The organism is Verrucosispora sp. CNZ293 (assembly GCF_002754655.1).
This window is the reverse complement of record NZ_PEFR01000001.1, coordinates 1853098-1877767: the sequence shown is the minus strand read 5'-3', so window position 1 is coordinate 1877767 and position 24670 is coordinate 1853098. Positions and strand designations below refer to the sequence as shown.

18 protein-coding genes are annotated in these 24670 nt (G+C 69.7%); 10 read left to right on the top strand and 8 right to left on the bottom strand.

The window, feature by feature from the left end:
* Nucleotides 1–94: 94 nt before the first annotated feature.
* From CLT74_RS08580 to CLT74_RS08570, 3 genes are read right to left on the bottom strand one after another with little or no spacing between them, the layout of a single operon-like run.
* On the bottom strand, nt 95–2263 hold the full coding sequence (locus CLT74_RS08580; RefSeq protein ID WP_486582162.1) for a CotH kinase family protein: 2169 nt from the start codon (nt 2261–2263) through the stop codon (nt 95–97).
* Nucleotides 2254–3084 (bottom strand): polyphosphate polymerase domain-containing protein, encoded by an 831-nt coding sequence (locus tag CLT74_RS08575; RefSeq protein WP_099846067.1) that lies wholly within the window; start codon nt 3082–3084, stop codon nt 2254–2256. Before CLT74_RS08575 ends, CLT74_RS08580 begins: the two co-directional genes overlap by 10 nt.
* A complete protein-coding gene (locus CLT74_RS08570; protein WP_099846066.1) occupies nt 3081–3680 on the bottom strand; it encodes a DUF4956 domain-containing protein in 600 nt (199 codons plus the stop codon). Before CLT74_RS08570 ends, CLT74_RS08575 begins: the two co-directional genes overlap by 4 nt.
* A gap of 546 nt (nt 3681–4226) precedes the next feature.
* Between CLT74_RS08570 and CLT74_RS31205 the strand changes: the two genes are divergently transcribed.
* Together CLT74_RS31205 and CLT74_RS08560 are read left to right on the top strand one after the other, a co-directional pair.
* Complete coding sequence (locus CLT74_RS31205; protein ID WP_486582161.1) at nt 4227–5891, top strand: glucuronyl esterase domain-containing protein; 1665 nt, start codon at nt 4227–4229, stop codon at nt 5889–5891.
* A gap of 244 nt (nt 5892–6135) precedes the next feature.
* Nucleotides 6136–7509 (top strand): endo-1,4-beta-xylanase, encoded by a 1374-nt coding sequence (locus CLT74_RS08560; protein WP_099851593.1) that lies wholly within the window; start codon nt 6136–6138, stop codon nt 7507–7509.
* Nucleotides 7510–7567: 58 nt separating this feature from the next.
* Here the strand turns inward: CLT74_RS08560 and CLT74_RS08555 are convergent, their stop codons facing one another.
* Nucleotides 7568–9151, bottom strand: a complete 1584-nt coding sequence (locus CLT74_RS08555; protein ID WP_099846065.1) for a glycoside hydrolase family 43 protein — start codon at nt 9149–9151, stop codon at nt 7568–7570.
* A 56-nt stretch (nt 9152–9207) separates the two neighbouring features.
* Entirely contained in the window at nt 9208–10662 is a 1455-nt protein-coding gene (locus CLT74_RS08550) for a hypothetical protein (protein WP_143697114.1), read from the bottom strand.
* A gap of 408 nt (nt 10663–11070) precedes the next feature.
* Here CLT74_RS08550 and CLT74_RS08545 point away from each other — a divergent pair, with 408 nt between their 5' ends.
* A complete protein-coding gene (locus CLT74_RS08545) occupies nt 11071–12237 on the top strand; it encodes a glycoside hydrolase family 12 protein (RefSeq protein WP_099846063.1) in 1167 nt (388 codons plus the stop codon).
* 173 nt (nt 12238–12410) lie between these two features.
* Complete coding sequence (locus CLT74_RS08540; RefSeq protein WP_099846062.1) at nt 12411–13787, top strand: glycosyl hydrolase family 18 protein; 1377 nt, start codon at nt 12411–12413, stop codon at nt 13785–13787.
* 89 nt (nt 13788–13876) lie between these two features.
* Here the strand turns inward: CLT74_RS08540 and CLT74_RS08535 are convergent, their stop codons facing one another.
* Nucleotides 13877–15709 carry an RICIN domain-containing protein gene (locus CLT74_RS08535; protein WP_199172141.1) on the bottom strand — a complete coding sequence of 611 codons (1833 nt, stop codon included), beginning with the start codon at nt 15707–15709 and terminating at the stop codon, nt 13877–13879.
* Nucleotides 15710–15981: 272 nt separating this feature from the next.
* On the opposite strand from CLT74_RS08535, the gene CLT74_RS08530 reads away from it, so the two are divergent.
* Genes CLT74_RS08530 through CLT74_RS08515 form a run of 4 tightly spaced genes read left to right on the top strand, consistent with a single transcriptional unit; the run spans nt 15982 to nt 20815 of the window.
* Entirely contained in the window at nt 15982–17229 is a 1248-nt protein-coding gene (locus CLT74_RS08530; RefSeq protein WP_099846061.1) for an extracellular solute-binding protein, read from the top strand.
* Between the two features lie 17 nt (nt 17230–17246).
* On the top strand, nt 17247–18221 hold the full coding sequence (locus CLT74_RS08525; RefSeq protein WP_099846060.1) for a carbohydrate ABC transporter permease: 975 nt from the start codon (nt 17247–17249) through the stop codon (nt 18219–18221).
* Entirely contained in the window at nt 18218–19039 is an 822-nt protein-coding gene (locus tag CLT74_RS08520) for a carbohydrate ABC transporter permease (RefSeq protein ID WP_099846059.1), read from the top strand. Before CLT74_RS08525 ends, CLT74_RS08520 begins: the two co-directional genes overlap by 4 nt.
* Nucleotides 19040–19096: 57 nt before the next feature.
* Entirely contained in the window at nt 19097–20815 is a 1719-nt protein-coding gene (locus CLT74_RS08515; protein WP_099846058.1) for an MGH1-like glycoside hydrolase domain-containing protein, read from the top strand.
* Nucleotides 20816–20903: 88 nt separating this feature from the next.
* Here CLT74_RS08515 and CLT74_RS08510 read toward each other — a convergent pair whose 3' ends face one another.
* Nucleotides 20904–21917, bottom strand: coding sequence for a LacI family DNA-binding transcriptional regulator (locus CLT74_RS08510; RefSeq protein ID WP_099846057.1), 1014 nt, complete (start codon nt 21915–21917; stop codon nt 20904–20906).
* A gap of 177 nt (nt 21918–22094) precedes the next feature.
* Complete coding sequence (locus CLT74_RS08505; RefSeq protein WP_099846056.1) at nt 22095–22871, bottom strand: IclR family transcriptional regulator; 777 nt, start codon at nt 22869–22871, stop codon at nt 22095–22097.
* 46 nt (nt 22872–22917) lie between these two features.
* Here CLT74_RS08505 and eda point away from each other — a divergent pair, with 46 nt between their 5' ends.
* Nucleotides 22918–23556 (top strand): bifunctional 4-hydroxy-2-oxoglutarate aldolase/2-dehydro-3-deoxy-phosphogluconate aldolase, encoded by a 639-nt coding sequence (eda, locus tag CLT74_RS08500; RefSeq protein WP_099846055.1) that lies wholly within the window; start codon nt 22918–22920, stop codon nt 23554–23556.
* Nucleotides 23553–24656, top strand: a complete 1104-nt coding sequence (locus CLT74_RS08495; protein ID WP_099846054.1) for a sugar kinase — start codon at nt 23553–23555, stop codon at nt 24654–24656. Before eda ends, CLT74_RS08495 begins: the two co-directional genes overlap by 4 nt.
* Nucleotides 24657–24670: the final 14 nt, after the last annotated feature.

Genomic DNA, 24670 nt, shown 5'->3' with positions numbered 1-24670 from the left:
CGGCTGTCCCGGAACCCTCGGAACCGTTGACTCGTCAACCGGACGGCCGGCACCGGTCCGTCGGGACGGACCGGTGCCGGAGAGGTCGCTTCGGTCAGTTCGCCGTGCAGGTGGGTGTCGGTGTGCCGGGCGTGCCGGTGGTGGCGCCGAGGAAGCCGAACGTGGTGCTGGCGCCCGCGGTGAGGTTGCCGTTGTAACTGACGTTGCGGGCGGTCACCGTCGATCCCTGGCTGGTGACCGTCGCGTTCCATGCCTGGGTGACCGTCTGTCCGGCCGGGTTGGTCCAGGTCACGGTCCAGCCGCTGATCGGCGATCCGCCGGCGGTGACCCGCACCTCGCCCTGGAAGCCGCCGGACCAACTGTTGGTCACCGTGTAGGTCGCGGTGCAGCCGCCTCCCCCGGGCGGTGGGGTGGTCGGTGGCGGAGGGGTGGTCGGTGGCGGGGTGGTCGGTGGCGGCGTGGAAGGCGGCGGGGTGGTCGGTGGCGGCGTGGAAGGCGGCGGGGTGGTCGGTGGCGGCGTGGTCGACCCACCCCAGCCGGCGGTCGAGTCGAGCCAGGCCGCCCGGCGCAGCATCCAGTCCCGCATGAACTGGACCTGCCCCTGCCAGGTCGGCGAGGTGGGCGTGATGAACGGGCCGACCATGCGGGTGCTCAGATTGGGCCAGCGCTGGAAGTTGCGCTGCGCGGCGGCCGTCAGGGGTGCGCTGAGGTCGTTGACGCGGGACTGCAACGACGCGTCGGAGAGTGGGCCCCGGCGCAGTGTCTGCCAGCGCAGCCGCACCTCGTTGACGAAGGCCGGGTCGCGCATCAACTGCGTGTACCAGTCGTTTGCCACCGGTTGGCGGACCTGCTGGTACTGCCAGCCGGAGGTCTGGTCGTTCTGGAAGTAGCCGCCCACCCCGAAGCTGAGATCGTAGTCCCAGAGCGGCCCGGCGAAGATCTTGGTGTCGCGGTCCTTGTAGAAGTACGCGCTGCGGATGTAGGAGTCCATCTCCCGGCTCAGTTCGTTGATGATGAGCTGGTCGATGAAGGACCCCACGTCGATGTACGCACGGTAGCCGCTGACCGGGTCGGCGAAGTTCGGTGCCCGGAGCACGTTGTGGAATTCCTGGATGTGGTTGCGCAACCAGTCGCGCTGCTCGGGTTGCAGCGGCGACGGATCGGCGACCTCAAGGTAGTTCCAGCAACTCGCCGCCGGACCGGTGCAGGGCAGGGTCGGCTCCTCGGCGGCCATCCACTCGAACTTCCAGATGTATCCGCCGGTGATCCTGGGCAGGGTCCGGTCATCCTCGCGGAGCTGCTTGAGGTCGAGACGGTTCTTGGAGTTCTTGATCGTCTCGACGATCATGTAGACGCCCATGTAGTCGTCGGCCCCGACCGGGCCGGCGTCGGTGTTCAGGTAGAACTCCGCGAAGGCGTACCGGGGTGCCGGCAGGCCCATCTGCCGCCCGAGGTCGTAGACGAACGCCTCCCGGATCAGGGCCTTGTCGCTGAACGGCCCGCGCAGCACCCAGTCGGAGTCGGCCGGCATGCCGAGCACCGGGTAGTCGGCGTCGTCGTCCTCGTTGTCCCAGAACTCGAGCCGGAACGGCGTCTTGTCGAACATCGCCGACGACTGCCCGCGCAGCCGGAACCCGGCCCGGGTGGCCACCGTGGGGGCGGCGGCCAGCGAGGTGCTGCCGCCGCCCGGCTCGAAGATCATCGTGGTGGCGTCGAAGTACTCCCGGTCGGGGCGGCCGGCACCGTACGAGTCGATCAGGACGACCGGCAGGTCGTGCGCGTTGCTGGTGTTCCGGGCGACGTACATCGCGGTGCCGGGGGCACCCGAGGCGGCCTGCCCGACGAACGCCTGGGCCCTCAACTGCGTCGTCCGGGTGAACCGCAGCGCCGTGCCGGAGTAGAGCGGCGACTGCGCGTCGGGCAGACGACCGTCTGTGGTGTACCGGATCTGCGCGCCGCTGACCGTGGTGCTCAGCGACACCGACACCTGGCCGGAGAAGGTTCCGCTGGGTACCGAGAAGCCGATGTCGCCGACCAGGTCTTCGGCGGCTTCCGTGGCCGCGATGGCGTCCGTCGCCGCGCGGGCACCGGCGGCCCGGTCGGTCACTGTGGTGGAGTTGGCGGACGTGTCGGCGAGGGGCTCGGCGCCGGCCGGTGCCGGCGACGGCACGAGAGCCCCGGCTACCAGCACGGCGACGGCAGCGATCCCCGCGATGCGCAGCGGTGCCGCCGGTGTCCCGGCGCTGCGGTCGGTCAGACGCACGATGCCTCCTGAACGGGTCGGTGGGTGGTGGCGGTCGGTGCCGTGCCCACCGACGGGGTGACGCGGAAGTGCCGACGCAGCGTCCGACGCCAGGGCGAATCCGGCAGCTCCGGGCGCAGCGCCGCGAGACCTGTCGCGTACTTGGAGATGCGCGCGGGCCGCAGCCCGCGCTGCCACAGCATCCGGTCGGCCGGTGAGGCGGCGGCGCTGGTCTTGGTCTCGACCACGGCGAGGTCGGGCAGGTGCAGCGAGGTGTCGCCGGCCTGCCAGGCGAGCCCGGTGTCGATGGTGACCCGGCTGGCGGTATTCGGCAGCAGCAGGGTCGCCCGTCGGTAGGTGGTGACCAGCACCGGGTCGAGGGCGCTGCCGGCGGGCGGGCAGATCGCCTCCCGCAGGAGCGCCTCGTCGACGAAGTCCTGGCCGGGGCCGACAGTGGTGCGGTCGCGCGGATCGTAGGGCAACCGGTGTTTGGTGATGTTGTCCCGTGCCCCGCTGATCTTCACTTCGAGCCAGCACTGGGCCGAATCGAGATAGGTGCGGGTCCGCACCTTGAAGCGGCGTCGCCGCCGGTAGGCCGCGCAGTGGTAGCTGGCCAGCAGATCGGTGTCGAAGTACACCGACTCGTAGCGGAAGCTGCGCTCACCGTCGATCTCCAGCACCCGCGCGTACGGGATGAGCTGGTCCAGCAGGAATGGCAGCCGGTCGACTGGGACGAGGTACTTGCGGTCGACCCTGGTCTGCAGAGCGGCACGCTCGATGAGTTCAGCCAGCCCGATGGTGTCCATGGCTGCCAGCGGCGCGGCGATCGGCTGGTTGCTCATCGGTGGGCTCCCGCCTGTGCCGGGGTGGCGGCAGCCCTTGCGGTGCGGCCCTTCACCGAGTACCTGACGTCGACCACAGTGGTCTCGTTGACCAGGTCGAGCCGCTGCACGGTGGCGACGTGCACGCGGGCGCCGAGCAGTTGTTCCAGCTGGGCCACGAGGGTCACGTGGTCGGTCACGGCCGTGTCCAGCACCATGATCTGGTGCCGGTAGTGGCGGAGCAGCCGGGAGTGGTCGCCCACGAACATCACCACGAGGATGAGGCCCATCAGACCGGCGCTGAGCCAGACCGACGTGGTGCTCAACGCGCCGAGGATCCCCAGGGCCAGCGCCGAGAAGTAGTACGCGACCTCGTGCTGGTCGAGCTCCGTGGACCGCAGGCGAATGATCGACAGTACGCCGAACAGCGCCAGGCCGAGCCCGAGCCCCGCGCCGACGTCGCTGGCGCTGAGCGCGCTGGCCACCGCGAGGACACCGACGTTGACGCCCAGATAGGCGACGACGAGGTCGCGGCGGCGGTGCCTCGGGAAGTAGAGCCCGAACACGAGCAGCACCACCGCGCCGATGTCGATCGCGAACAGGATGAGCTGCGACATCTGGTGTCTTCCTCCTGGGTCGCTGTCGCGCCGGCCCGGCACCGTCCCATCTCGTCGGCACGAGCTGCGGCCAGGCGACCGAACGCAACCGAAACTCTCGGTAAACTTGCGGGAACTATTCCGGGAATAGTAGTGCACTGTATCGAACCAGGTCAATGGTTATGTGGTGCCAACCTGGACTTTTGGCGCACTCGCGGCGGTGCTGCCTGGCCGACTCGGGTCGATGTCGCTGGTCAGCATGGGATGACGCGCAGGTGTACCGGGCATGAATCAGCGGTGAACCCGGGTGCGCGACACGTCGGGCCGGGCGCGATCCTCCGGGCCTCCCGGCGCGTCGGTGTCAGTCGGCTGCGCTGGTGCCGGCCGTCGACCCCGGCGGCGGTGGTGGGTTGCGTTTCCACCGGCATCGGCTGCGGAGCGTGGTCGATAATCACCGAAACCATATTGACATGTCTCATTGCTCGGCCTGAAACTTACGACAGGTAGCAATCGACGTCTCTCGATATAGCTGGCCGTGCCTCGCCTGCGGCCCGGAAGAGGTCTCACGTGATCACGAAACTGGGCCGCTCCCGGACCCGCGCGACGTTCGTCGTACTGGCGGTGACGGCACTCGCGCTCGCCGCCACGACATGGCTGGTGACGGGGGCCGGTCAGGCCCGGGCCACCGTCGGGCTGGCGAGCGTCTCGCCGGTGGAGGACGAGGGCGTCGACTGTCCGACACCGAACCCGGGCTCGCCCTCGGCCAACCCCAGGCTGCCCGACCCCTTCCGCAAGCTCGACGGGAGCCGCGTCTCGACCAAGGCCGACTGGCGTTGTCAGCGAGCGGCGACCAAGCAGCTCGCGCAGCGGTACGTCTACGGCGACAAGCCGGCGAAACCGCAGACCGTCAGCGGTACGGTCTCGAACACCAGCATCACGGTGAACGTGGCCCACAACGGCCGTACCGCCAGCTTCTCCGCGAGCGTGCAACTGCCCAGCGGTGGCAGCGGACCGTATCCGGCCGTGGTGGTGCTGGGTGGGTTCGGCGCGGACACCGCCACCATCCGGTCGGCCGGCGCCGCGGTGATCAACTATGACCCGCTCGCGGTGGGTCGGGAGGGCACCCCCCGCAACAACAAGCAGGGCGCCTTCTACAGCATCTACGGCTCGTCGAGCAGCAGCGGACTGCTTGTCGCCTGGGCCTGGGGCGTGAGCCGGATCATCGACGTCATCGAGCAGTCGGGCGGCAGCATCCTGCGGGCGGACGCGACAGGCGTCACGGGGTGCTCCCGATACGGCAAGGGCGCCTTCGTGACGGGGGCCTTCGACCAGCGCATCGCCCTGACCATGCCCATCGAGTCGGGCAGCGCCGGTTCGCCGATCTTCCGTGGCATCCCGGGCGAGTCCGGCGCCCAGCCATTGAGCAGCGCGTACGGTGAACAGCCGTGGTTGGGCGACGCCTTCGGCTCGTACACCGGCAACCCGGCGAACCTGCCCGTCGACACCCACCAGACGGTGGCCATGGTGGCGCCGCGTGGACTGCTCATCATGGACAATCCGCACATCGACTGGTTGGCGGCCCGGTCCTCCAGCGTCGCCGCGCTCGCCGGAGCGGAGGTCTACCGGGCGCTCGGCGCGAGCGACAACATCAGCTACTGGTCCGACGTCCAGGACGGTACGCACTGCGCCTCCCGCTCCGAGTGGCGTACCCCGTTGCAGCAGAACATCCAGAAGTTCCTGCTCAAGACGGGCAACGCGGCGGGCGTGTTCCGGATCTCCAGCCGTAAGGCGGGCAACCTGTCCGAGTGGCGGGACTGGCAGACCCCGACGCTCACCGACGGTCCGACCACCGCACCGCCCACGACGCCGCCGACCACCCCGCCGACGACGCCCCCCAGCACGCCGCCGCCCAGCACTCCGCCCACCACCCCACCGGCAGGCGGCGCGTGCTCGGCCTCGGTGTCGCTCAATCAGTGGACGGGCGGCTTCGTCGCCACCGTACGGGTCACCGCGGGCTCCGCTGCGGTCAACGGCTGGACGGTGGCCGTGACGCTGCCCTCCGGCGTCAGCGTCACCAACTCCTGGAACGCCCAGCGCAGCGGGTCCAGTGGCGCGGTCACATTCAGCAACGTCAGTTACAACGGGTCGATCGCCGCCGGGCAGTCCACCGAGTTCGGTTTCCAGGGCACCGGCACGGCCGGTGGGCTGACGCCCACCTGCGCCGCAGGGTAGTCCCGGGCCCTGCGGGCGGAGCCACTGGACGCGACGGCGGGGCCGTCGCGTCCAGTAACGCTTCGAAACTTCCGAGCCAACTTCCGGAAATCATTGACGTGTGTGAAATCTCGCTGCAATACTTCGGCCCAGTAAGGCCGCTGCGGTCCCTTTGGCCGGGATCGTGTCGTCAACCCTTTTCGCACCCACACGTCCGGATTCACGCTGCCCCAGAGTGGGCCACCGGACCCGGAAGGAGCGTCAGATGGCCAACTCTTCCCGAGCACCCGGACGGTCGAGGCGACTGCGCACCGCGCTCGTGGTCTCCGCCGCCGTCGGCCTGCTCGCCACCGCGGGCGCCGTGGTCCTGCCCGGCAGCGCCAGCGCCGCGAGCACCCTCGGCGCCTCGGCGGCCGAGCGCGGCCGGTACTTCGGCACCGCCGTCGCGGTGAGCAGGCTCAACGACTCGGCATACACCACCATTTTGAACCGCGAGTTCAACCAGGTCACCGCCGAGAACGAGATGAAGATCGACGCGCTCCAGCCGAACCAGGGGCAGTTCAACTACGGCAACGGTGATCGGCTGGTCCAGCACGCCCGCAGCCAGGGCATGCTGGTCCGGGGCCACACTCTGGCCTGGCACGCGCAGCAGCCCGGCTGGATGCAGAACATGTCCGGCACCACGCTGCGCAACGCCATGCTCAACCATGTGACCCAGGTCGCCACCCACTACCGGGGGCAGATCGAGTGGTGGGACGTGGTGAACGAGGCGTTCGCCGACGGCAGCAGCGGCGCTCGCCGTGACTCCAACCTGCAGCGCACCGGCAACGACTGGATCGAGGCAGCCTTCCGCGCCGCCCGCCAGGCCGACCCGAACGCCGACCTGTGCTACAACGACTACAACATCGACAACTGGAACGACGCCAAGACCCAGGCCGTCTACCGGATGGTCCAGGACTTCAAGAACCGTGGCGTGCCGATCGACTGCGTCGGTCTCCAGTCGCACTTCACCGGCGGCTCGAACTACCCGAGCAACTACCGCACCACGCTGTCCAGCTTCGCCGCCCTCGGCGTCGACGTGCACATCACCGAGCTGGACATCCGCAACGCGCCGTCCGACGCGTACCGCAACGTGGTCAACGACTGCCTCGCCGTCGCGCGCTGCAAGGGCATCACCGTCTGGGGCATCCGCGACTCGGACTCGTGGCGGTCGAGCGAGAGCCCGCTGCTGTTCAACAGCAGCGGCCAGAAGAAGCCGGCGTACGACGCCGTGCTCACCGCGCTGAACAACGGCACCACGCCGCCGACCGGCAACCCGACGACGCCGCCCCCCACCGGCAACCCGACCACTCCGCCGCCCAGCAGTGGGTGCACCGCGACGGTGACGCCCGGCCAGGTCTGGGGTGACCGCTACAACACCTCCGTGACGGTCAGTGGGGCCAGCACCTGGTCGGTGGTCGTCGCCATCACCGCGCCGCAGAAGGTCTCCTCCACCTGGAGTGGCAGCTTCAGCTGGGACGGCAGCGGAAACATCATGACCGTCCGCTCCAACGGCAGCGGCAACACGTTCGGCTTCACCACGATGATGAACGGCAACTCCAGCGCCCGACCGCAGATCAGGTCCTGCACCGCAGGCTGACCGAGCCGAGCCACACCGGCCGTGCGGGGTTCGCCCCGCACGGCCGGTCCTCGTTCGGTCACGGCGTCGTCGGCGCCTCCGGCGCGCCGGTCGCCGCCGGCTGGTAGTCGAACCAGTCGAAGGCGGCACTTCCGTCGGTGACGTAGAGGCCGAAGACCCGGCCGGTGAAGCCGGCGGCGACCTCGGTGGACAGATAACGGCCGTCGAGTTCGGCAAGCACCACAGGGCCCTGCTCGGTGTCCACCGCGAAGGTGACCATGTCGCAGGCGGAGGGGCGTACGCCGAAGGGTGCTCCCGGTGCCGCCGCCTGGTCGGCGGCGGTCGCCGTCGGCGGCAGCAGGTCGTGCGTCCTGGTGGAGATGGTGAGCGTGACCGGCCCGGCTGGCACCTGTCGCTCGCCGAACACCTGGCGGAACGGCCCGACCCGGCCGATCACCCGTACGGTCCCGTCGGTGACCTCCAGGTCGTAGTGGTGCGCCTCGTCCAGGCGCAGGGTCAGCCCGGCCCGCCCGGTACCGGGATCGACCCGGACGCCGGCCCGGCAGTCGTGGTGCAGTTGCCGATGGGCGACGAGCGTCGCCCCGGCGCGGTCGAGGGTCGTACCGTCGGCGTGCAGGGTGAGCCATCCCGGCCGTTCGGCGAGCGACCAGCTCGTCCTCGGCCGGTGACGCAGGGAGATCCAGCGCGGCGACAGCTCGCCGCCGTCGAAGTCCTCGCGGTACCCGCCAGCGCCGGGGGCGGGGGCGAGCGCGGGCGGGCTGCCGGCGGGGGCGGCCATGACCTCCTCGACCGGGTCGACCACCGGCCAACCGTCCACCCACCGCACCGGCACCAGAAAGGTCTCCCGACCGAGCACGTGGTACGGCGGCCACTGGCCCTTGGCGCGAATGCCGAGCAGGACCATCCACCAGCTGCCGTCTCCGGCCTGGACGAGGTCGGCGTGGCCGGTGGCCTGCACCGTACGCTTCATGCCGCGGTGGGTGAGGAAGGGGTTCACCGGCCCCGGTTCGAACGGCCCCCGGATACTGCGCGACCGGGCGATGGAGACCGCGTGCCCGGTGTGGGTCCCGCCCTCGGAGACGAGCAGGTACCACCATTCGCCGATCCGGTACAGGTGCGGGGCCTCCGGGTACTGCCCACCGGTGCCGGACCACATCGGCACCGGCCCTTCCAGGACGGTGCCGGTCTGCGGATCGACGCGATAGGACTCCACCCCGGACACGGTCAACCAACAGTCACCGTTGTCGTCCCACGCCAGCGACGGGTCGACGTGCGGCAGGTCGAAGTAGACCGGGTCCGACCACGGTCCGGCCGGATCGACGGCGGTGACGAGCAGGTGCCGGCCGAGGGTGACGTCGGTGGTGATCATCCAGAACCGGCCGTCGTGGTGCCGGATCGTCGGCGCGAAGATGCCGCGCGAGGCGTGCGTGTCCGGCGGGAGCCGCAACTGGCCGGGGCGGTCGAGCACGTTGCCGATCTGCCGCCAGTTCACCAGGTCCCGGCTGTGGAAGATCGGTACGCCCGGAAAGTACTCGAAGCTCGAACAGACCAGGTAGTAGTCGTCGCCGACGCGGCAGATGCTCGGATCGGGATGGAAGCCCGAGAGCACCGGGTTGCGGAACGTGGTCGAGGGGGCAGTCATGCCGACCGATGCTAGGCACCTCGGTGCCGGCGACGTCAGCGCGGTGCGGAACCTGATCAGCCGTAGCCGATGGATTCGGTGATCGCGGAATAGGCCGGTTGGCTGATCCCGGCGGCGCTCGTCGCGGTGACCCGTACCCGCAGCCGACTGCCGGCGTCGGCCTCGGTGACCCGGTACGTCCGGCCGGTGGCTTCCGGAATCGACACGCATACCGGTTCGGAGTGGTGGCAGCGTTGCCACTGGAAGGCGTACGCCAGATTTCGCTGGAACGGCCAGACCCCCGGCGTCGCGCTGCCCACCGATCCATATGGGTCGATCGGGCTGTCGAGTCCGCTCAGTTGCGGCGGGATCGCGTTGAACGGCACAGGTGGCGACTGGTAGGCCCCCGGATCACAGCCGCCAGCGAGCGAACTGCGGCGACTCTGGCCGTGCTGGTCGGTGCCGTCGCAGAGCGGGTCGCCGGCCGGGATGCTGCCGCGGACCGTGCTCGCCACACCGAGGACGTGGGTCGGGGTCGGACCGGTGTCCGCCTCCGCGACGGGGCGCAGGTCGATGTCGTCCGCTGTCACCTGTCGGCCACAACTGCCGTCGGCGCTGACGTTGTGGCCGGCCGGGTCCATGCCGGGAGAGTGGGTGAGGACGCAGTCTCCACCGGCATTGCCGGTGAACAGTGACGCGGTGATGTCGTGGGACCGGTTCGGATCGCCGGAGGTCACCAGAGCGGCCGGCCCCTGGTTGCTGGCGACGGTGGCATGCCGCAGCCGCAGATCCCCGTGCGCGACGAGGATCCCGCTCGCGCTGATACCGGCCGTGTTGCCGGTGATCGTGGAGTCCGTGATCCGGGTCGCCGCGAAGAGCGCGTAGACGCCGCCGCCCGCGACGGCGGCGCGGTTGCCACCAACAGTCGACCTCTCCACGGTCAGCGCGTGGAACCGCGAGAAGATGCCGCCACCGCCGGAACGAGCGGTGTTGCCGCCGATGATGCTGTCGCTGACCCTGGCCGTGGCGTAGGCCGCGATCCCGCCGCCGAACTCGCCCGCGTTGTGCCACAGCCGGACCTGACGCACGGTGAGCGGTGCCGCGCTGGTGATCCCACCGCCGTCGAGGGCACCCTCGCCGACGCCGTTGACGATGCTCAGGCCCGCCACCTCGAGCGCGCCGCCGGTCCAGGAATCGACCACCGTGGCGCGCCCGCGTCCGTTGAGGACGGTCATGTCCATGCCGGCGCCGATCAGGCTGACCGCGAGGCCGTCCGGGATGACGACGTTCTCGTCGTACCAGCCGGGCCCGATTCGGACCGTGCCGCTGGCGGCGGCCCGGCCCACGGCATGGTTGATGGTGCGGCAGGGGATTGTCGGGCTGCCGCAGTCGGCAGAGTCGGCACCGGCGAGGGCGACGGCCACCTCGGCGAGCGGTCCGTCGGCGGACGCCGGTGCCGGCGCGGCGACCAGCCCGGCGGCGACCGCCACGACGAGGGAAGCAGCGATTCGCGGGACGGAGATGCCAGCCATGCTGGACCTTTCGACAGGGCGACCACCGAAGCCCGGGTGGCCTCAGCGTACTGACCCGGTGGCTCGACGGACTGACCAGATGTCGACAGTGGACTCGGCGGGCCCGGCTGCTCGGGAACGGTTCATTGACTGTCGTCTGACTGCCGTCGTACCGTCGCAGCGTCAGCCATCGATGATGGGCAGGGCGACCGAGCCGGCGCCGTGTCCGCCGGGCGACTTCCAGGGCACGGTCGCCGGGCGCGATGGGGCCGCGATGGCCGGGCCAGCGCCGCAGGCACGGTCCGGCCACGCACACGCCGCTGCCGGCTGCCGCCTCAGTACGTGATCACAACCTGCCCGGCAGGATCCGGTTGTGAACGCGAACAGTCCCGGTCGACCGGAGTGCGGCCGGGACTGAAGGAGAGAGCAATGGTGAAACGGAAGCGCATCGCCCTGCTCGCCGCCGCGGCGGCCAGCACCGTCGTCACCGCCGCCGTCGGAGTCGCTGTCGCGCACGCCGCGGCGGTCGGCTGCGCGGTGCGGTACACGGTTTCCGCGCAGTGGCAGGGCGGCTTCAACGCCGACGTGACCATCACGAACCTCGGTGAGCCGGTGACGTCGTGGCGCCTGACCTGGGCGTACGACTCGGGGCAGCGGGTGACGCAGGCGTGGAACGCCACAGTGACCCAGGACCTCGGGCAGGTGACCGCGGCAAACATGCCGTACAACGGGGCGATCGGCCTCAACGGCACCGCGAACTTCGGTTTCAACGGCACCTGGAGTGGCAGCAACCCGGTGCCGACCGCGTTCGCGCTCAACGGAGTGACCTGCACCGGCTCCAGCAACCCAGGTCCGACCCCGACGCCGACCCGTACCACTCCACCGCCGGTGCCCGATTATCCGCCCACCGGCCGGCTGTGTGACAGCAGCGATCTGATCGACATCGGGAAGTACTGGATTCCCAACAACCAGTGGGGTGCCACCGGTGCCACCGGCAGCCAGTGCATCTGGTCCAACGGAGGTCCGGGAGACCCCATCTACTGGGGGACCAGTTACACCTGGAGCGGCGACCCGAGCAGCGTCAAGTCGTACGCGGCGGCGATCCTCGGCTGGCACTGGGGCTGGCGGCGGCCGAACACCGGCCTGCCGGTGCAGGTCTCGGCCAACCGTGACGTCACCACCAACTGGCGGTTCAACGTCACCGCCAACGGCTCGTCGAACATGAATGTCGCGTACGACATGTGGTTCCACCCGATGGCCAACCCGGGCTCCGCGGACCAGCCCACCGACGAGCTGATGATCTGGCTCTACCGTTCCAACGCGTCGCCGGCCGGCAGTCGCCAGGGCACCGTCACCATCGCGGGGACCACCTGGGAGGTCTGGCGTGGCCACGTGGGCACCTGGAACGTCTACTCCTACGTGCGGACCAGCAACACCACGAGCGCGACCCTCAACATCCGCGACTTCACGAACGACGTGGTCTCCCGGGGCTGGATGAGCAGCTCGAAGTATCTGACAAGCGTGCAGGCGGGACCGGAGATCTTCACCGGTAGCGGCGAGGTCAACACGACGTTGTACCAGGTCACCGTCGGCTGAACCGGGCCGGACGGCATCGATCGAAAGACGTCATTGACCGCTACCGTTAACACTCTTTAAGATTTGGCTGCCTCGAGGAACCCAGCACCCGTACGCCACGGCCGGTCATCGGCGGCTCCACAACGACCGGCCGTGGCGGCACGGCGCCCTCACCTGTCATGGGAAGGTCCTCGATGTCCTCACCACGTCCCCGGCCGCGCTCGGCCCTGGCCGCCGGTCTGCTCGCGCTGGTCACCGCCGGTGCCACTCTCGCCGTCACCCCTACCGCCGCGCAGGCGGTGGTGCTGCCCAACAACTTCAAGAGCGTGGGCTACCTGCCGTCCTGGACCGGCAACGTCAACTCGGTGCAGTACCACAAGCTCACCCACATCAACTACGCCTTCGTGCTGCCGAACAGCAACGGCACCCTGCGCGCGGTGGAGAACCCGAGCAAGCTCACCTCCCTGGTGTCGCTGGCCCGGGCGAACAACGTGAAGGTCTCCATCGCCATCGGCGGCTGGAACGACGGTGACGACTCCGCCTTCGAGGCCCTCGCGGCCACCGCCGGCACCCGCACCACATTCGTCAACAGCGTGGTCAACTTCGTCAACCAGTACGGCCTCGACGGTGTCGACATGGACTGGGAGTACCCCGACCCGGGTGCCTCGGCCAACAACTTCAGCCTGCTGATGCAGCAGCTCAGCAACGCGCTGCGCCCGCAGGGCAAGCTGCTCACCGCGGCTGTCGTCGCGGAGGGCTACTACCGCGACGGCGTGCCGACGTCGGTCTTCAACCACGTCGACTTCCTCAACATCATGGCGTACGACGGCGGCAGCCCACACGCCAACTACGACTGGTCGATAAACGCGGTGAACGGCTGGAAGGCCCGGGGTCTGCCGGCCAGCAAGGCCATCCTCGGCGTGCCCTTCTACAGCCGGCCCGGCTACTACACCTACACCCAGCTGGTCGGCATGGATCCGGCAAACGCCAACCGGGACTGCACCACCGCGGGCGGCGCCCAGCAGTGCTACAACGGCGTACCGACGGTGAAGCGCAAGACCCAGTGGGCGATGGCCAACGCCGGCGGCATGATGAACTGGGAACTGACCCAGGACACCGGTGGCTCGACCTCGCTGGTCAGCGCGATCTACGACACTGTGACGGGTGGCTCCCCGCCGCCGACCGGCCGGACCGGCCCGATCACCGGCATCGCCGGCAAGTGTGTCGACGTCGCCGCCGCCAGCACCGCCAACGGCACCGCCGTCCAGCTCTACACCTGCAACGGCACCAACGCGCAGCGCTGGACCGTCGGCACCGACGGCACCCTGCGCGCCCTCGGCAAGTGCCTGGACGTGACAAGCGCCGGCACCGCCAACGGCACCCGGATCCAGCTCTGGGACTGCAACGGCACAGGCGCCCAGGTCTGGCAGGCCCAGTCCAACGGCACGCTGCGCAACCCGGTGTCGAACAGGTGTCTCGACGCCACCGGCAACAGTTCCGCCGACGGCACCCGGTTGCAGATCTGGGACTGCTTCGGCGGCGCCAACCAGGTCTGGCGCCTACCGGCCTGACCTCGCCCGCCCGGAACGCCACGGCGGCCCCGTCCCGACGGGGACGGGGCCGCCGTGGCCGGCGGGCTCTCATCGGCCGGGATCGGCGGTCACCGGCCCCACAGCCGCCAGGTCTGGTTGAGCGGGCTGCCCTGGCCCACCGGGTTGCAGGTCCACTGGTGGACAGCGGCGCGGGGCGCGGTGGAGATGGTGCTGACGTCCACGCACTTGTTGCTGTGCCGAGCCACCAGTTGGTAGTCGTGTGGGTCGTTGCCCGAGTAGGTGACCCTGCGCAGGGTGAACTGCTGGTTGAGGCCACCGTGGCAGCCCCACTGGTGCACGGCCGCGCCGTCGGCGGTGGACACCCCGCTGACATCCAGGCACTTGCCGGTCTGCTGGTTGACCACGCTGAAGGTGTTCGCCACCCCGGCGACCGGCTGGAAGTTCCACAGCTGCTGGTCGCCGCCCTGGCAATGGAACTGCTGCTGCACATTGCCGTCGGCGGTGTTGCGGTCGGTGTTGTCGAGACACTGTTGGGAGTGCTGCGCCACGGCCACCGACTGGAAGCCGCCGTCGGCCGGCGGCAGCAGGGTCAGCGTGTACGTGTCGGTCTGGTTGGAGTAGGGCACCGTCACTGTGGCGTTGTTGCCGCTCACATTCACCACGCTGTTCGAGACGGTGATCGGGCCCTGCACCGCGCCGCCGCCATTGTTGGGGATCCGTTGGGTGAGCACCCGTACCTGGTTGTTCTGCACGATGCCGCTTGTGGTGTCGAGCCGTTGCAGGTTCACTGTGAGGTTTCCGGTGGTCCGGCCCCCACCGAGCAGCACCCGTGCCGAACCTGTCGTCTTCGTGGCGAAGGCGTCGTACGACGGGCTGGCCGAAACCGAGACGATCTGCCCGGTCTGCGCGCCGTAGAAGCGGTAGGCCCACCACTCGCCCTTGGGCTGGTGCTGCCCGGCCGAGTTGCGTACCAGCAGGTTGCCGAGGTCGTTGTGCAGGTTGCCGGCGCTGGCCCAGTTCGCCCGCAGGCCGTCGGCGCGGGCCCGCTCCAGGCGGGCGATGTACCAGGCTCCGTCGGCCGGGTTCTGCTCGTCCGGCGCGGCATACTCGTTGATCTGGTACGGGCGGGGGTGCGGGATGCCGCGCGGGTCGAGGGTCGCGTTGGCGGCGGCGACGTTTGCCACCGGGTCACCGGGCAGCGCGTGCCAACTGACGACGTCCGGGATCGTATTTGTCGAGCGGACGAAGTCCAGGTACTGGTTCCAGAAGGCGTGGTTTGTCGACGGTACGCAGGCGCAGCTGGGCCCGACGATGAGCTGGTTGGGGAATTCGGCCCGGATGCGTTGGTGGGTACGGCGCCACAGCTCGAAGTACTGGGAGATCGGGCGGTTCCAGAACAGCGTGATGTTCGGTTCGTTCCAGATGTCCCACTGCACGCTCAGCCCAGCCGCGCGTACGTCGCTGATGACTCGGTTGAGGAAGTTGTCGTAGTCGGTCCAGTTGCCGTTGTCGCCGGGAAAGCGGGAGATCGCGGCACCGTCGGCACCCCACAGGTCGTGCGGCAGGAGGATGAACTCACCGCCGAGAGCGTTGGTCCGGCGGGCCTGGGCGACTGTGGAATTCCACCGGCGCTCGTAGTTTCCGCCGACCCAGCCGCTGCCGGGGAGCTGCGCGCCCCCGGCACGCATGTACCGGAACTTCACGTCGCGATAGAAGTGGTCGGCCGGGCCGGCGGCGTTCTCGGTCATCCCGTAGATCCAGCCGGCCGCGCGGTACGTCGGTGCGCCGCTGGTGACCGAGAAGTTCACGCTCATCGACTCGTCGGCGGCCCGGGCCGGCGTGGACACCGCGACGACGGAGGTGGCCGCGAGGATGCCGACCACGAGTCGGGCGGTGAGGTGGCGGAGAGGTCCTGGTCTGCTCGTGCGGGGGAGTGGCACTGGGACTCCTTTGCGACGGGGGCACGTCCGGAGGGCGGAGAGCTGCAGTCGAACCGATTCGCAGCGGAGCGTAGAAGTTCATGGTTGTAAATGTCAACGCCGTGTCGCCGGGGTGAAGCGGATGTTTCTCCCGATGGCTGGACGTTGCCGCGCTCGCCCTTGACCGGTTCGCCGAGGCGGGCCTATGGTCGGTCGAACCGATTCGCAGAATCGGTTCGACATTGGGTTGATGGTGCGCAGCGTCCGCCACAGAGATCGAAGCGAGGCGTCAGATGACCCGATCCATCCCGCGCGGGCGCGCCGTCGGTGCCGCCCTGCTGGCCGCCGCCCTCGCCGCCGCGGCCGTCGCCTGCTCCGCGGAATCCCCCTCGACCGAGGCTGGCGGGACGTACACCGTCTGGGATCCGTACCCGCAGTTCACCGAGGATTCCGACTGGGTCGGGCTGCTCAAGGACTGCGGCACGTCAGCCGGGGTGACCGTCGAACGCACCGGCTACGACACCACCGACCTGACGAACAAGGCCTTACTCGCCGCACAGCAGGGCAACTCCCCGGATGTGCTGATCATCGACAACCCGGTGATCTCCACTCTGGCCGAGGCCGGTGTCCTGACCACTACCGTCGAGACCAATCTCGACGTGTCGACGATGGAACCCAACCTGCTCGGCGCTGGGCAGAGCGAGGGCAAGACGTACGGAGTGCCGATCGGCGCGAACACCCTCGCTCTCTACTACAACAAGGACCTGCTGGCCGACGCGGGAGTGGACGTGGCCACGGTGACTGACTGGCCCTCCCTCACCGCGGCGCTGGTCAGGGTCAAGGCCGCCGGCAAGAAGGGCATCACCTTCTCCGCGATCGGCACCGAGGAGGGCAGCTTCCAGTTCCTGCCCTGGTTCTGGGGCGCCGGTGCTCAGTTGACTGCGCTGGACGCGCCACCGGCCGTGGCGGCGTTGACGCTGTGGACCGACTGGCTGGCCGCCGGCCACGCGCCCAACTCCGTCATCAACAACACCCAGACCACCAGTTGGCAGGAGTTCGCCAGCGGCGAGTACGCGTTCAGCGAGAACGGCACCTGGCAGCTGGCCAACGCGGCGAAGCTGGACTTCGAGTACGGCATCATCCCCATTCCGGCCCGCACCGGCGGCACCGCGCCGGCACCCACAGGCGGTGAGTTCATCTCCATCCCGGTGCAGCGTGACACCGGGCGGTACGCCACCTCGCAGCAATTGGTCACCTGCCTGACCAGCGGCGACAACCTGCTCACCACGGACACCACGCTGTCCTACATCGCCCCGGTCGCCGCCGTACAGGAGCAGCAGGTCGCGGCGAACGCCGCATTGAAGGTCTGGGTCGACGCGGTGAAGGCGGCGAAGGCCCGCACCGGCGACGACCTGGGCACCCGGTATCCGAGGATCTCCGAGCCGCTGTGGACGGCTGTGCAGTCCGCGCTCAGCGGCACACAGACGCCGCAGGAGGCGCTGTCGGCCGCGCAGCGGACCGCCGCCAGCGCGACGAGCTGACCAGGCGCGTCAGCGACATGGGAATCGACGTCACCCGTACCCCGCGATCAGCGACGGTGCGCGAGGCCGCCCCGGCGGTACCCACCGCCCCGTCGGCCCGCCGACGCCGCCCCGGCGGTGCCCGGTGGGCGGCGTGGGCCTTCCTCGCCCCAGTGGTCGTATACCTGATCGCCTTCTACGCCTATCCGCTGTACCGCAACGTCGAGCTGAGCCTGCGCGAGTACACGGTCCGCTCCTTCGTCCAGGGTGGTGCGCCCTTCGCCGGCCTGGACAACTACCGGGCGGTGCTGGCCGCGCCGACGTTCCCGCAGGCGCTGCTCAACACGCTCGTCTTCACCGTCACGTCACTTGTCTTCCAGTTCGCCGTCGGACTGCTGCTGGCGCTCTTCTTCCATCGGCACTTCGCGCTCTCCCGCACCCTGCGTGCGCTGTTCCTCGTACCCTGGCTGTTGCCGTTGATCGTGTCGGCGTCCACCTGGTCGTGGCTGCTCAACAGTGAGGCCGGTGTGGTCAACGCCGGGTTCGCGCTTGTCGGCGCGGATCCGGTGAACTGGCTGACCTCGCCCCGGTGGTCGCTGGTGTCGGTGATCATCGCCAACATCTGGATCGGCATCCCGTTCAACCTGGTCGTGCTCTACAGCGGCCTGCAGGCGATCCCGCGCCAGCTCTACGAGGCGGCGGAGCTGGACGGAGCGGGCGGCTGGCAGCGCTTTCGATGGATCACCTGGCCGTTGCTGCGCCCGGTATCGGCGATCACGCTGTTGCTCGGGCTGGTCTACACGCTCAAGGTCTTCGACCTGATCTGGATCATGACCAGGGGCGGCCCGACCGATTCGTCGACCACCCTGGCCACCTGGTCGTACCGGCTCGGGTTCGGCAACCTGCTGCCCGACTTCGGCTCCGGGGCGGCCGTCGGCAACCTGTTGATTCTGTTGGCGGTCGCCGCCGGCGGCTGCTACATCGGATTCGAGCATCGGCGGCGGCTGTCATGAGCCGACCGACGCGTGGCTGGTGGCGAACCGGGCTCGGGGTGATGCTGACCGGGCTGATGCTCTTTCCGGTCTACTGGATGATCAACGTGTCGTTCACCAGGGACCAGGACATGCGCACGAGCCCGCCGCACCTGTTCCCGCTCGACGGCACGCTCGACGGCTACCGCGCCGTGCTCGGCCAGCAGTTGCCATACGTCGGCACCAGTCTGGTCGTCGGGCTCGGCACCGTACTGCTCACCCTGGTCCTAGCGGCCCCCGCCGGGTACGCGCTGGCCAAACTCCGGCCGCCCGGCGGCGGGGCGATCCGCTTCGTCCTGCTGATCGCGCAGATGATCCCCGGCATCATCATGGCGATGGGCTTCTACGCCATCTACCTGAACCTCGGCGTGCTCAACACCGTGCCCGGGTTGATCCTGGCCGACTCGACGATCGCGGTGCCCTTCGCGGTGCTCATCTTCACCGCCTTCATGTCCGGGATACCTGACGACCTGATCCAGGCCGCGCTCGTCGACGGCGCGAACCGGCTGCGGACGTTCTGGTCGGTGGTGCTGCCGGTGAGCCGCAACGCGATCGTCACCGTGTCGCTGTTCGCGTTCCTCTGGGCCTGGTCCGACTTCGTCTTCGCCTCCACCCTGGCCGGCGGTGGCGCTTATCGGCCGATCACGCTCGGCATCTACCAGTACATCGGGAACAACAACCAGCAGTGGAACGCGATCATGGCGACCGCCGTGGTGGCGTCCATCCCCACCACCCTGCTGCTGGTCCTGGCCCAACGCTACGTCGCCGCCGGGGTGACCGCCGGCGCCGTCAAGGACTGATCCGGCCGATCCTCGGAGCAGTCGCACCATCCGTACCCGGAAAGGCAGCCACCTGTCATGACCGTCGTCCGTACCGGCCCGACGTTCTCCATTCAGGAGATTCCGTTCAGCTACCACGGGTCCTGGTTCAGCATCTCGCCGGTGGTGGCAGCGCACACCCACGCACCGGAGCTGCATCTGGTCTCGCACCAGACGGGGATGCATCCGGTGCTCCGGCTGACGCCTTCGGCTGATACCACGGTGACGGCCAGCGCGGCGCTGCTGATCTGGCGCAACCGCACCGGCCAGATCGAGTTGACCTACGACGGCCGGGACACCGTGCGGTTGCGCGGTCGCGGAATCGGTCTGCGGATCGCCGCCGCCCGGGACACCCTCACCCCGTTCAGCGGCACCTACCTCTTCCACGACCCGGTGGCCGACTCGTACGTCTTCACCTCGTACGAGACCGGCCGCCGCTACCGGGTCACCTCACTTCGCAGCCACCCGCGTGCCGAGGGCGTCGAAGCGCTCGGCACCGCCGAGCGGGTCGTGGAGCTGCCAGCCGACCAGCCGTGGGAAATCGCTGTCGAGGAGTACGAGTCGGCCCGCCGCCGCTACCCGGGCGACCGTGACTTCGATCAGCTCGTCAGGTCGACGGCGGCCGAGTTTGCCAGCTTCGTCGACCGGGTGGCGCCCTGGCGCAGCTCCGAGACTCCCGCTGCCGAACTGGCCGCGTACGTGCTGTGGTCGGCGACTGTCGCGCCGGGCGGTTTCCTCACCCGGCCAGCCGTGCTGATGTCCAAGCACTGGATGAACAAGGTGTGGAGCTGGGACCACTGCTTCAATGCCCTGGCCCTGGCCGAGGCGGACGCCGAGTTGGCCTGGCACCAGTTCCACCTCCCCTTCGACCATCAGGACCCGACGGGTGCGTTGCCGGACTCGGTCGCCCACTCCGAGGTGCTGCACAACTACGTCAAGCCGCCGGTACACGGCTGGGCGTTGCGGCAGCTGCGACAGCGGCTGTCCCGGCCACTGTCGCGTGCCGAACTGTCTGACACGTACCGCCGGCTCGCCCGCTGGACGACCTTCTGGCTCGACCAACGCCGGGTATCCGGTCACCACCTGCCGCACTACCAGCACGGCAACGACAGTGGGTGGGACAACGCGACAACCTTCGACGGTGATCGGACCGTCGAGACACCGGATCTCGCCGCCCTGCTGCTGGTGCAGCTGCGTCAGCTCGCGGACCTGGCCGCCGAATTGCACCTGCCCGAGGAAGTGGGGCAGTGGAGCCGCACCGCGAGCCGGGTCCGAGGTGAGCTGCTGAGTGAACTCTGGGACGGCCAGCGGTTCGTGGCCCGGAGTGCCAGGACCGGTCGGCCGAGGTCGAGCACGAGTCTGCTCGACCTCATGCCCATCGTGCTCGGTGCCGACCTGCCCGCCGAGGTGAGCGCCGGGCTCGCCGGTGGTCTCAAGCGTCATCTGACCGCACACGGCCTCGCCACCGAGCCTGTCGACTCGCCGTACTACGCCGCCGACGGCTACTGGCGTGGTCCGATCTGGGCACCGGCCACCGTACTGATCGAGGACGGCCTGCGCCGGGCCGGACACGCCGGGTTCGCCGATGAGATCAGCCACCGGTTCCGTGCCCTGTGCGAGAAGTCCGGCTTCGCCGAGAACTTCGACGCCGAGACCGGCGCGGGTCTGCGCGACCGCGCCTACACCTGGACCGCCAGCAGCTACCTCATCCTCGCCGCCGCCCACGAACGCCGTAACCCGCACCACCCACCCGGTTGATCAAGAAGTTTCGTCGCGCCGCGCGGCCGGGCACGGCAAAAACTTCTTGATCAACGCTGCGGTGGGGGTCGGGGGTCGGGGTCGGGGGTCAGGGGGGAGGGGCTGGGGCGGTGCTGGCTCTCAGCGAGATGGGTGGGTGGTAGAGGTGGTGGCGGGGGGCGGCGGTGGGGGCGGCGATCCGTTCGAGCAGCAGCGCCACGGCTTCGGCCCCCATCTCTAGGGTGGGCACGTCCGCCGCTGTCAACGGTGGGCGGAAGTCCTCGGCCCAGTGCGCGGCGGCGACCCCGACGACGGAGAAGTCGCGGGGCACCAGCCTGCCCTCGGCCTGCAGGGCCCGCTGCACGCCGGGCAGGGCGGCCTCGTTGATCGTGGCAACGGCGGTAACCTCCGGACGCGTGGTCAGCAGCCGGCTCATGGCGGCCTCGCCGGCTGGCGCGTCGTCACCGCAGCACAGGTCGACGCCGGTCAGCCCGCGTTCGGCCACCGCGTGGGAGAACCCGGCCAGGGCGCGGTGCCCGGGACCGTAGCCGGCAGCGACCAGCTCGGCCGAGCGGTTCACCAGGGCGACGTGCCGGTGCCCTAGGTCGGCCAGGTGGTGCACACACCTGGCGATCAGACCCTCGTAGTCCACGTCGACCCAGCTGGTGCCGGTCGGCTCGGCCGTGCGCCCGATGGTCACGAAGGGCAGTCGACTCTGCCGCAGCCGGGTGACCCGGTCGTCCTCCAGCCGGATCTCCATGAGGATCACCCCGTCCACCCGGCGCCCGGTCACGATCCGCTCGAACGACCTGTCGTGGTCGCCGCCGGACGGGGAGAGCAGCACGTCCAGATCGGCGCGGGCGGCGGCCTCGACCACGCTGGCGACGAAGCCGAGCTGCATGTCGGTCAGGCGCTGGCTGGCCGGGGGGATGACCAGGCCGAGGGTACGGGTACGGCCCTCCTTCAACGCCCGGGCGTTCGCGTTGGGGCGGTAGTCCAACTCATCGATGACGGCCTGGATCCGCTGCCGGGTCGGCTCCGACACCGCCCGCTTGCCGCTCAACACGTACGACACGGTGCTGCGGGACACGCCCGCGCGGCGGGCGATCTCCCCGATGTTCATCCCGCTCCTCGCAGTCGAATCGATTCACCCAGGTTATGAGGGGTGCCGGGCAGGGTCAACGTCGCCCGGCAGCGCGCGGGGGTCGATCGCCCGACTCCGATAGGTGCGGTGGCGGCGGGAGGATCGACGTGTGCCGCCGGTACGTCTCGTGCCGTCAGGTCGCCCCACAGGCTGACGTCACGCGCTCAGCATGCTCCGGGCCTTGGCGAGGCCACCCACCAGCTCCCGCAGTGCCGCCACGATCGCCGCTTCGAGCTCCGGGCTCAGCCGGCTTACCGGGACCGAGACGCTCACCGCGTCGACCGCCGGACGGGCCAGCGGTACGGCCATCGCGACGCAGCGGATGCCCTCGGCGTTCTCCTCCCGGTCGACCGCGTGACCGGTGGTCCGCACCGCCGCGAGGGCGGCATGCAGCGCCTCGGGGTCGGTGACCGTGTGTGGCGTGAGGCGGGCCAGCGGCCAGGTCAGCATCCGGTCGACATCCTGGTCCGGATGCTCGGCCAGCAGGGCCTTGCCCAGCGCGGTGGCGTGTGCCGGAAGTCGGCGGCCGATCGCGCTGTACAGCCGCAGGCGGTGCACCGACTCCCGTTTGGCGAGGTAGACGACCTGGTCGCCGTCGAGCCGGCCGAGATGGACGGCTTCGCCGAAGCGGCGGGACAACTCGTCAAGCACGCCGGACAGCAGACCGATCCGGTCGTCCCCGTCGAGGTAGGCGGCTCCCACCCGGAGGGCGCGCAGACCGAGCCGGAACCGGGTGCCGGTCTCGTCGGTGCGTACCCAGCCACGGCTGGTCAACGTGCGCAACAGGCCGTGCAGGCTGCTCTTCGGGATGCCGAGGGCGCGGGCCAGGTCACCCAGCGCCCAGGGGTGTGGGTGATCGGCGAGCAGTTCGAGCAGGTCGAGAGTGCGCCCCGCCGACTTCACGGGCTGGAAGTCCTCGGGTGCGGTGGACACGGGGCCACTCTAGCGAAGGGTTCCCGCCTCAAGTAAGGTCACGTACGTGACCAACGTTCATAGTTCTGAACAGTTGCCTGTCGGTCGGGTGCTACCCGTGGTGGTGCTCGACGACGCACGGCTCGCCGACCCGCTCGGCGACGCCCTGGTCAAGGGCGGTCTGACCGCCGTCGAGGTGACCCTGCGTACCGCCGCCGGGCTGGACGCCATCGCGGCGCTCGCCGCCCGCGACGACCTGACCGTCGGCGCCGGCACGGTGCTCACCGTCGAGCAGGCCGAGCGGGCGATCGCAGCCGGTGCCCGGTTCGTGGTGACCCCGGGCTTCGCGCCGGCCGTGGTCCGCGCCTGCCAGCAGGCCGGTGTGCCGGTGGTGCCCGGTGCCGCCACTGCCACCGAGATCCAGATGGCTCTCGACGCCGGCCTGAACGTGGTCAAGTTCTTCCCCGCCCAGCAGCTCGGCGGGGCGGCGATGATCAAGGCCCTCGCGGCGCCGTTCCGCGACGTCAGGTTCATCCCGACCGGCGGCATCACCGCCGAGGTGATCGCCGACTACCTGGCCCTGCCGGCGGTCCTGGCCGTCGGGGCGAGCTGGATGGTGTCGGCCGACCTGATCGCCGGCGAGCAGTGGGACGAGATCACCGACCGGACCCGGGCGGCGCTGGCCGCCGCAGGGGGTGCGGCGTGAGCGCGGTGAACCCTCGACCGAAGACCGACTGCCGCTATGACCTGGTCTCGCTCGGCGAGGTCATGCTGCGGCTCGACCCCGGAGAGGGCCGGGTCCGCACCGCCCGTCAGTTTCGGGCCTGGGAAGGCGGCGGCGAGTACAACGTGGCCCGAGGGCTGCGTCGCTGCTTCGGTCTGCGCACCGCCGTCGTCACCGCGTTCGCCCGTAACGAGGTCGGTCTGCTGCTGGAGGACCTGATCCTCCAGGGCGGTGTCGACACCAGCCTCATCACCTGGCTGCCGTACGACGGGATCGGCCGCACCGTCCGCAACGGTCTGAACTTCACCGAGCGCGGCTTCGGCGTCCGTGGCGCGGTCGGCACCTCCGACCGGGGCCACTCCGCCGCCAGCCAGCTCAAGCCGGACGACGTCGACTGGGACCACCTCTTCGGCACGCTCGGGGTGCGCTGGCTGCACACCGGCGGCATCTACGCCGCGCTGTCGGAGACGGCCGCGCAGACCGCCGAGGCCGCGATGACCGCCGCCCGCCGACACGGCACCCTCGTCTCGTACGACCTGAACTACCGGCCCAGCCTCTGGAAGGCCGTCGGCGGCCAGGACCGCGCGCGGGAGGTGAACACCCGGCTCGCCGGCCTGGTCGATGTGATGATCGGCAACGAGGAGGACTTCACCGCCTGCCTGGGCTTCCCGGTGCCGGACACCGACATCCACAGTGGTGCGCTGGACACCGGCAACTTCAAGGCGATGATCGAGGCGGTGGTGCGGGCGTACCCCAACTTCAAGGTGGTGGCGACCACCCTGCGCGGGGTACGCAGCGCGACAGTGAACGACTGGGGTGCCGTCGCCTGGGCCGGCGGCGCGTTCGCCGAGGCCACCCACCGGCCCGGCCTGGAGATCCTGGACCGGGTCGGCGGCGGCGACAGCTTCGCCTCCGGGCTGATCTACGGCCTGCTCGAACGCGACGGTGACCTGGCCCTCGCGGTGGAGTACGGTGCCGCGCACGGTGCGCTGGCGATGACCACTCCGGGCGACACGTCGATGGCCAGCCTGGCCGAGGTGGAGGCGCTGGTACGCGGAGCCGGCGCCCGCGTGCAACGCTGAGCCTGTCGGATATG

Bases quoted from the DNA above. Each gene is read 5' to 3' on its own strand.
- CLT74_RS08575 (WP_099846067.1), bottom strand. From the start codon at position 3,084: ATGAGCAACCAGCCGATCGCCGCGCCGCTGGCAGCCATGGACACCATC.
- CLT74_RS08570 (WP_099846066.1), bottom strand. From the start codon at position 3,680: ATGTCGCAGCTCATCCTGTTCGCGATCGACATCGGCGCGGTGGTGCTG.
- CLT74_RS08560 (WP_099851593.1), top strand. From the start codon at position 6,136: ATGGCCAACTCTTCCCGAGCACCCGGACGGTCGAGGCGACTGCGCACC.
- CLT74_RS08555 (WP_099846065.1), bottom strand. From the start codon at position 9,151: ATGACTGCCCCCTCGACCACGTTCCGCAACCCGGTGCTCTCGGGCTTC.
- CLT74_RS08550 (WP_143697114.1), bottom strand. From the start codon at position 10,662: ATGGCTGGCATCTCCGTCCCGCGAATCGCTGCTTCCCTCGTCGTGGCG.
- CLT74_RS08545 (WP_099846063.1), top strand. From the start codon at position 11,071: ATGGTGAAACGGAAGCGCATCGCCCTGCTCGCCGCCGCGGCGGCCAGC.
- CLT74_RS08540 (WP_099846062.1), top strand. From the start codon at position 12,411: ATGTCCTCACCACGTCCCCGGCCGCGCTCGGCCCTGGCCGCCGGTCTG.
- CLT74_RS08530 (WP_099846061.1), top strand. From the start codon at position 15,982: ATGACCCGATCCATCCCGCGCGGGCGCGCCGTCGGTGCCGCCCTGCTG.
- CLT74_RS08525 (WP_099846060.1), top strand. From the start codon at position 17,247: ATGGGAATCGACGTCACCCGTACCCCGCGATCAGCGACGGTGCGCGAG.
- CLT74_RS08520 (WP_099846059.1), top strand. From the start codon at position 18,218: ATGAGCCGACCGACGCGTGGCTGGTGGCGAACCGGGCTCGGGGTGATG.
- CLT74_RS08515 (WP_099846058.1), top strand. From the start codon at position 19,097: ATGACCGTCGTCCGTACCGGCCCGACGTTCTCCATTCAGGAGATTCCG.
- CLT74_RS08510 (WP_099846057.1), bottom strand. From the start codon at position 21,917: ATGAACATCGGGGAGATCGCCCGCCGCGCGGGCGTGTCCCGCAGCACC.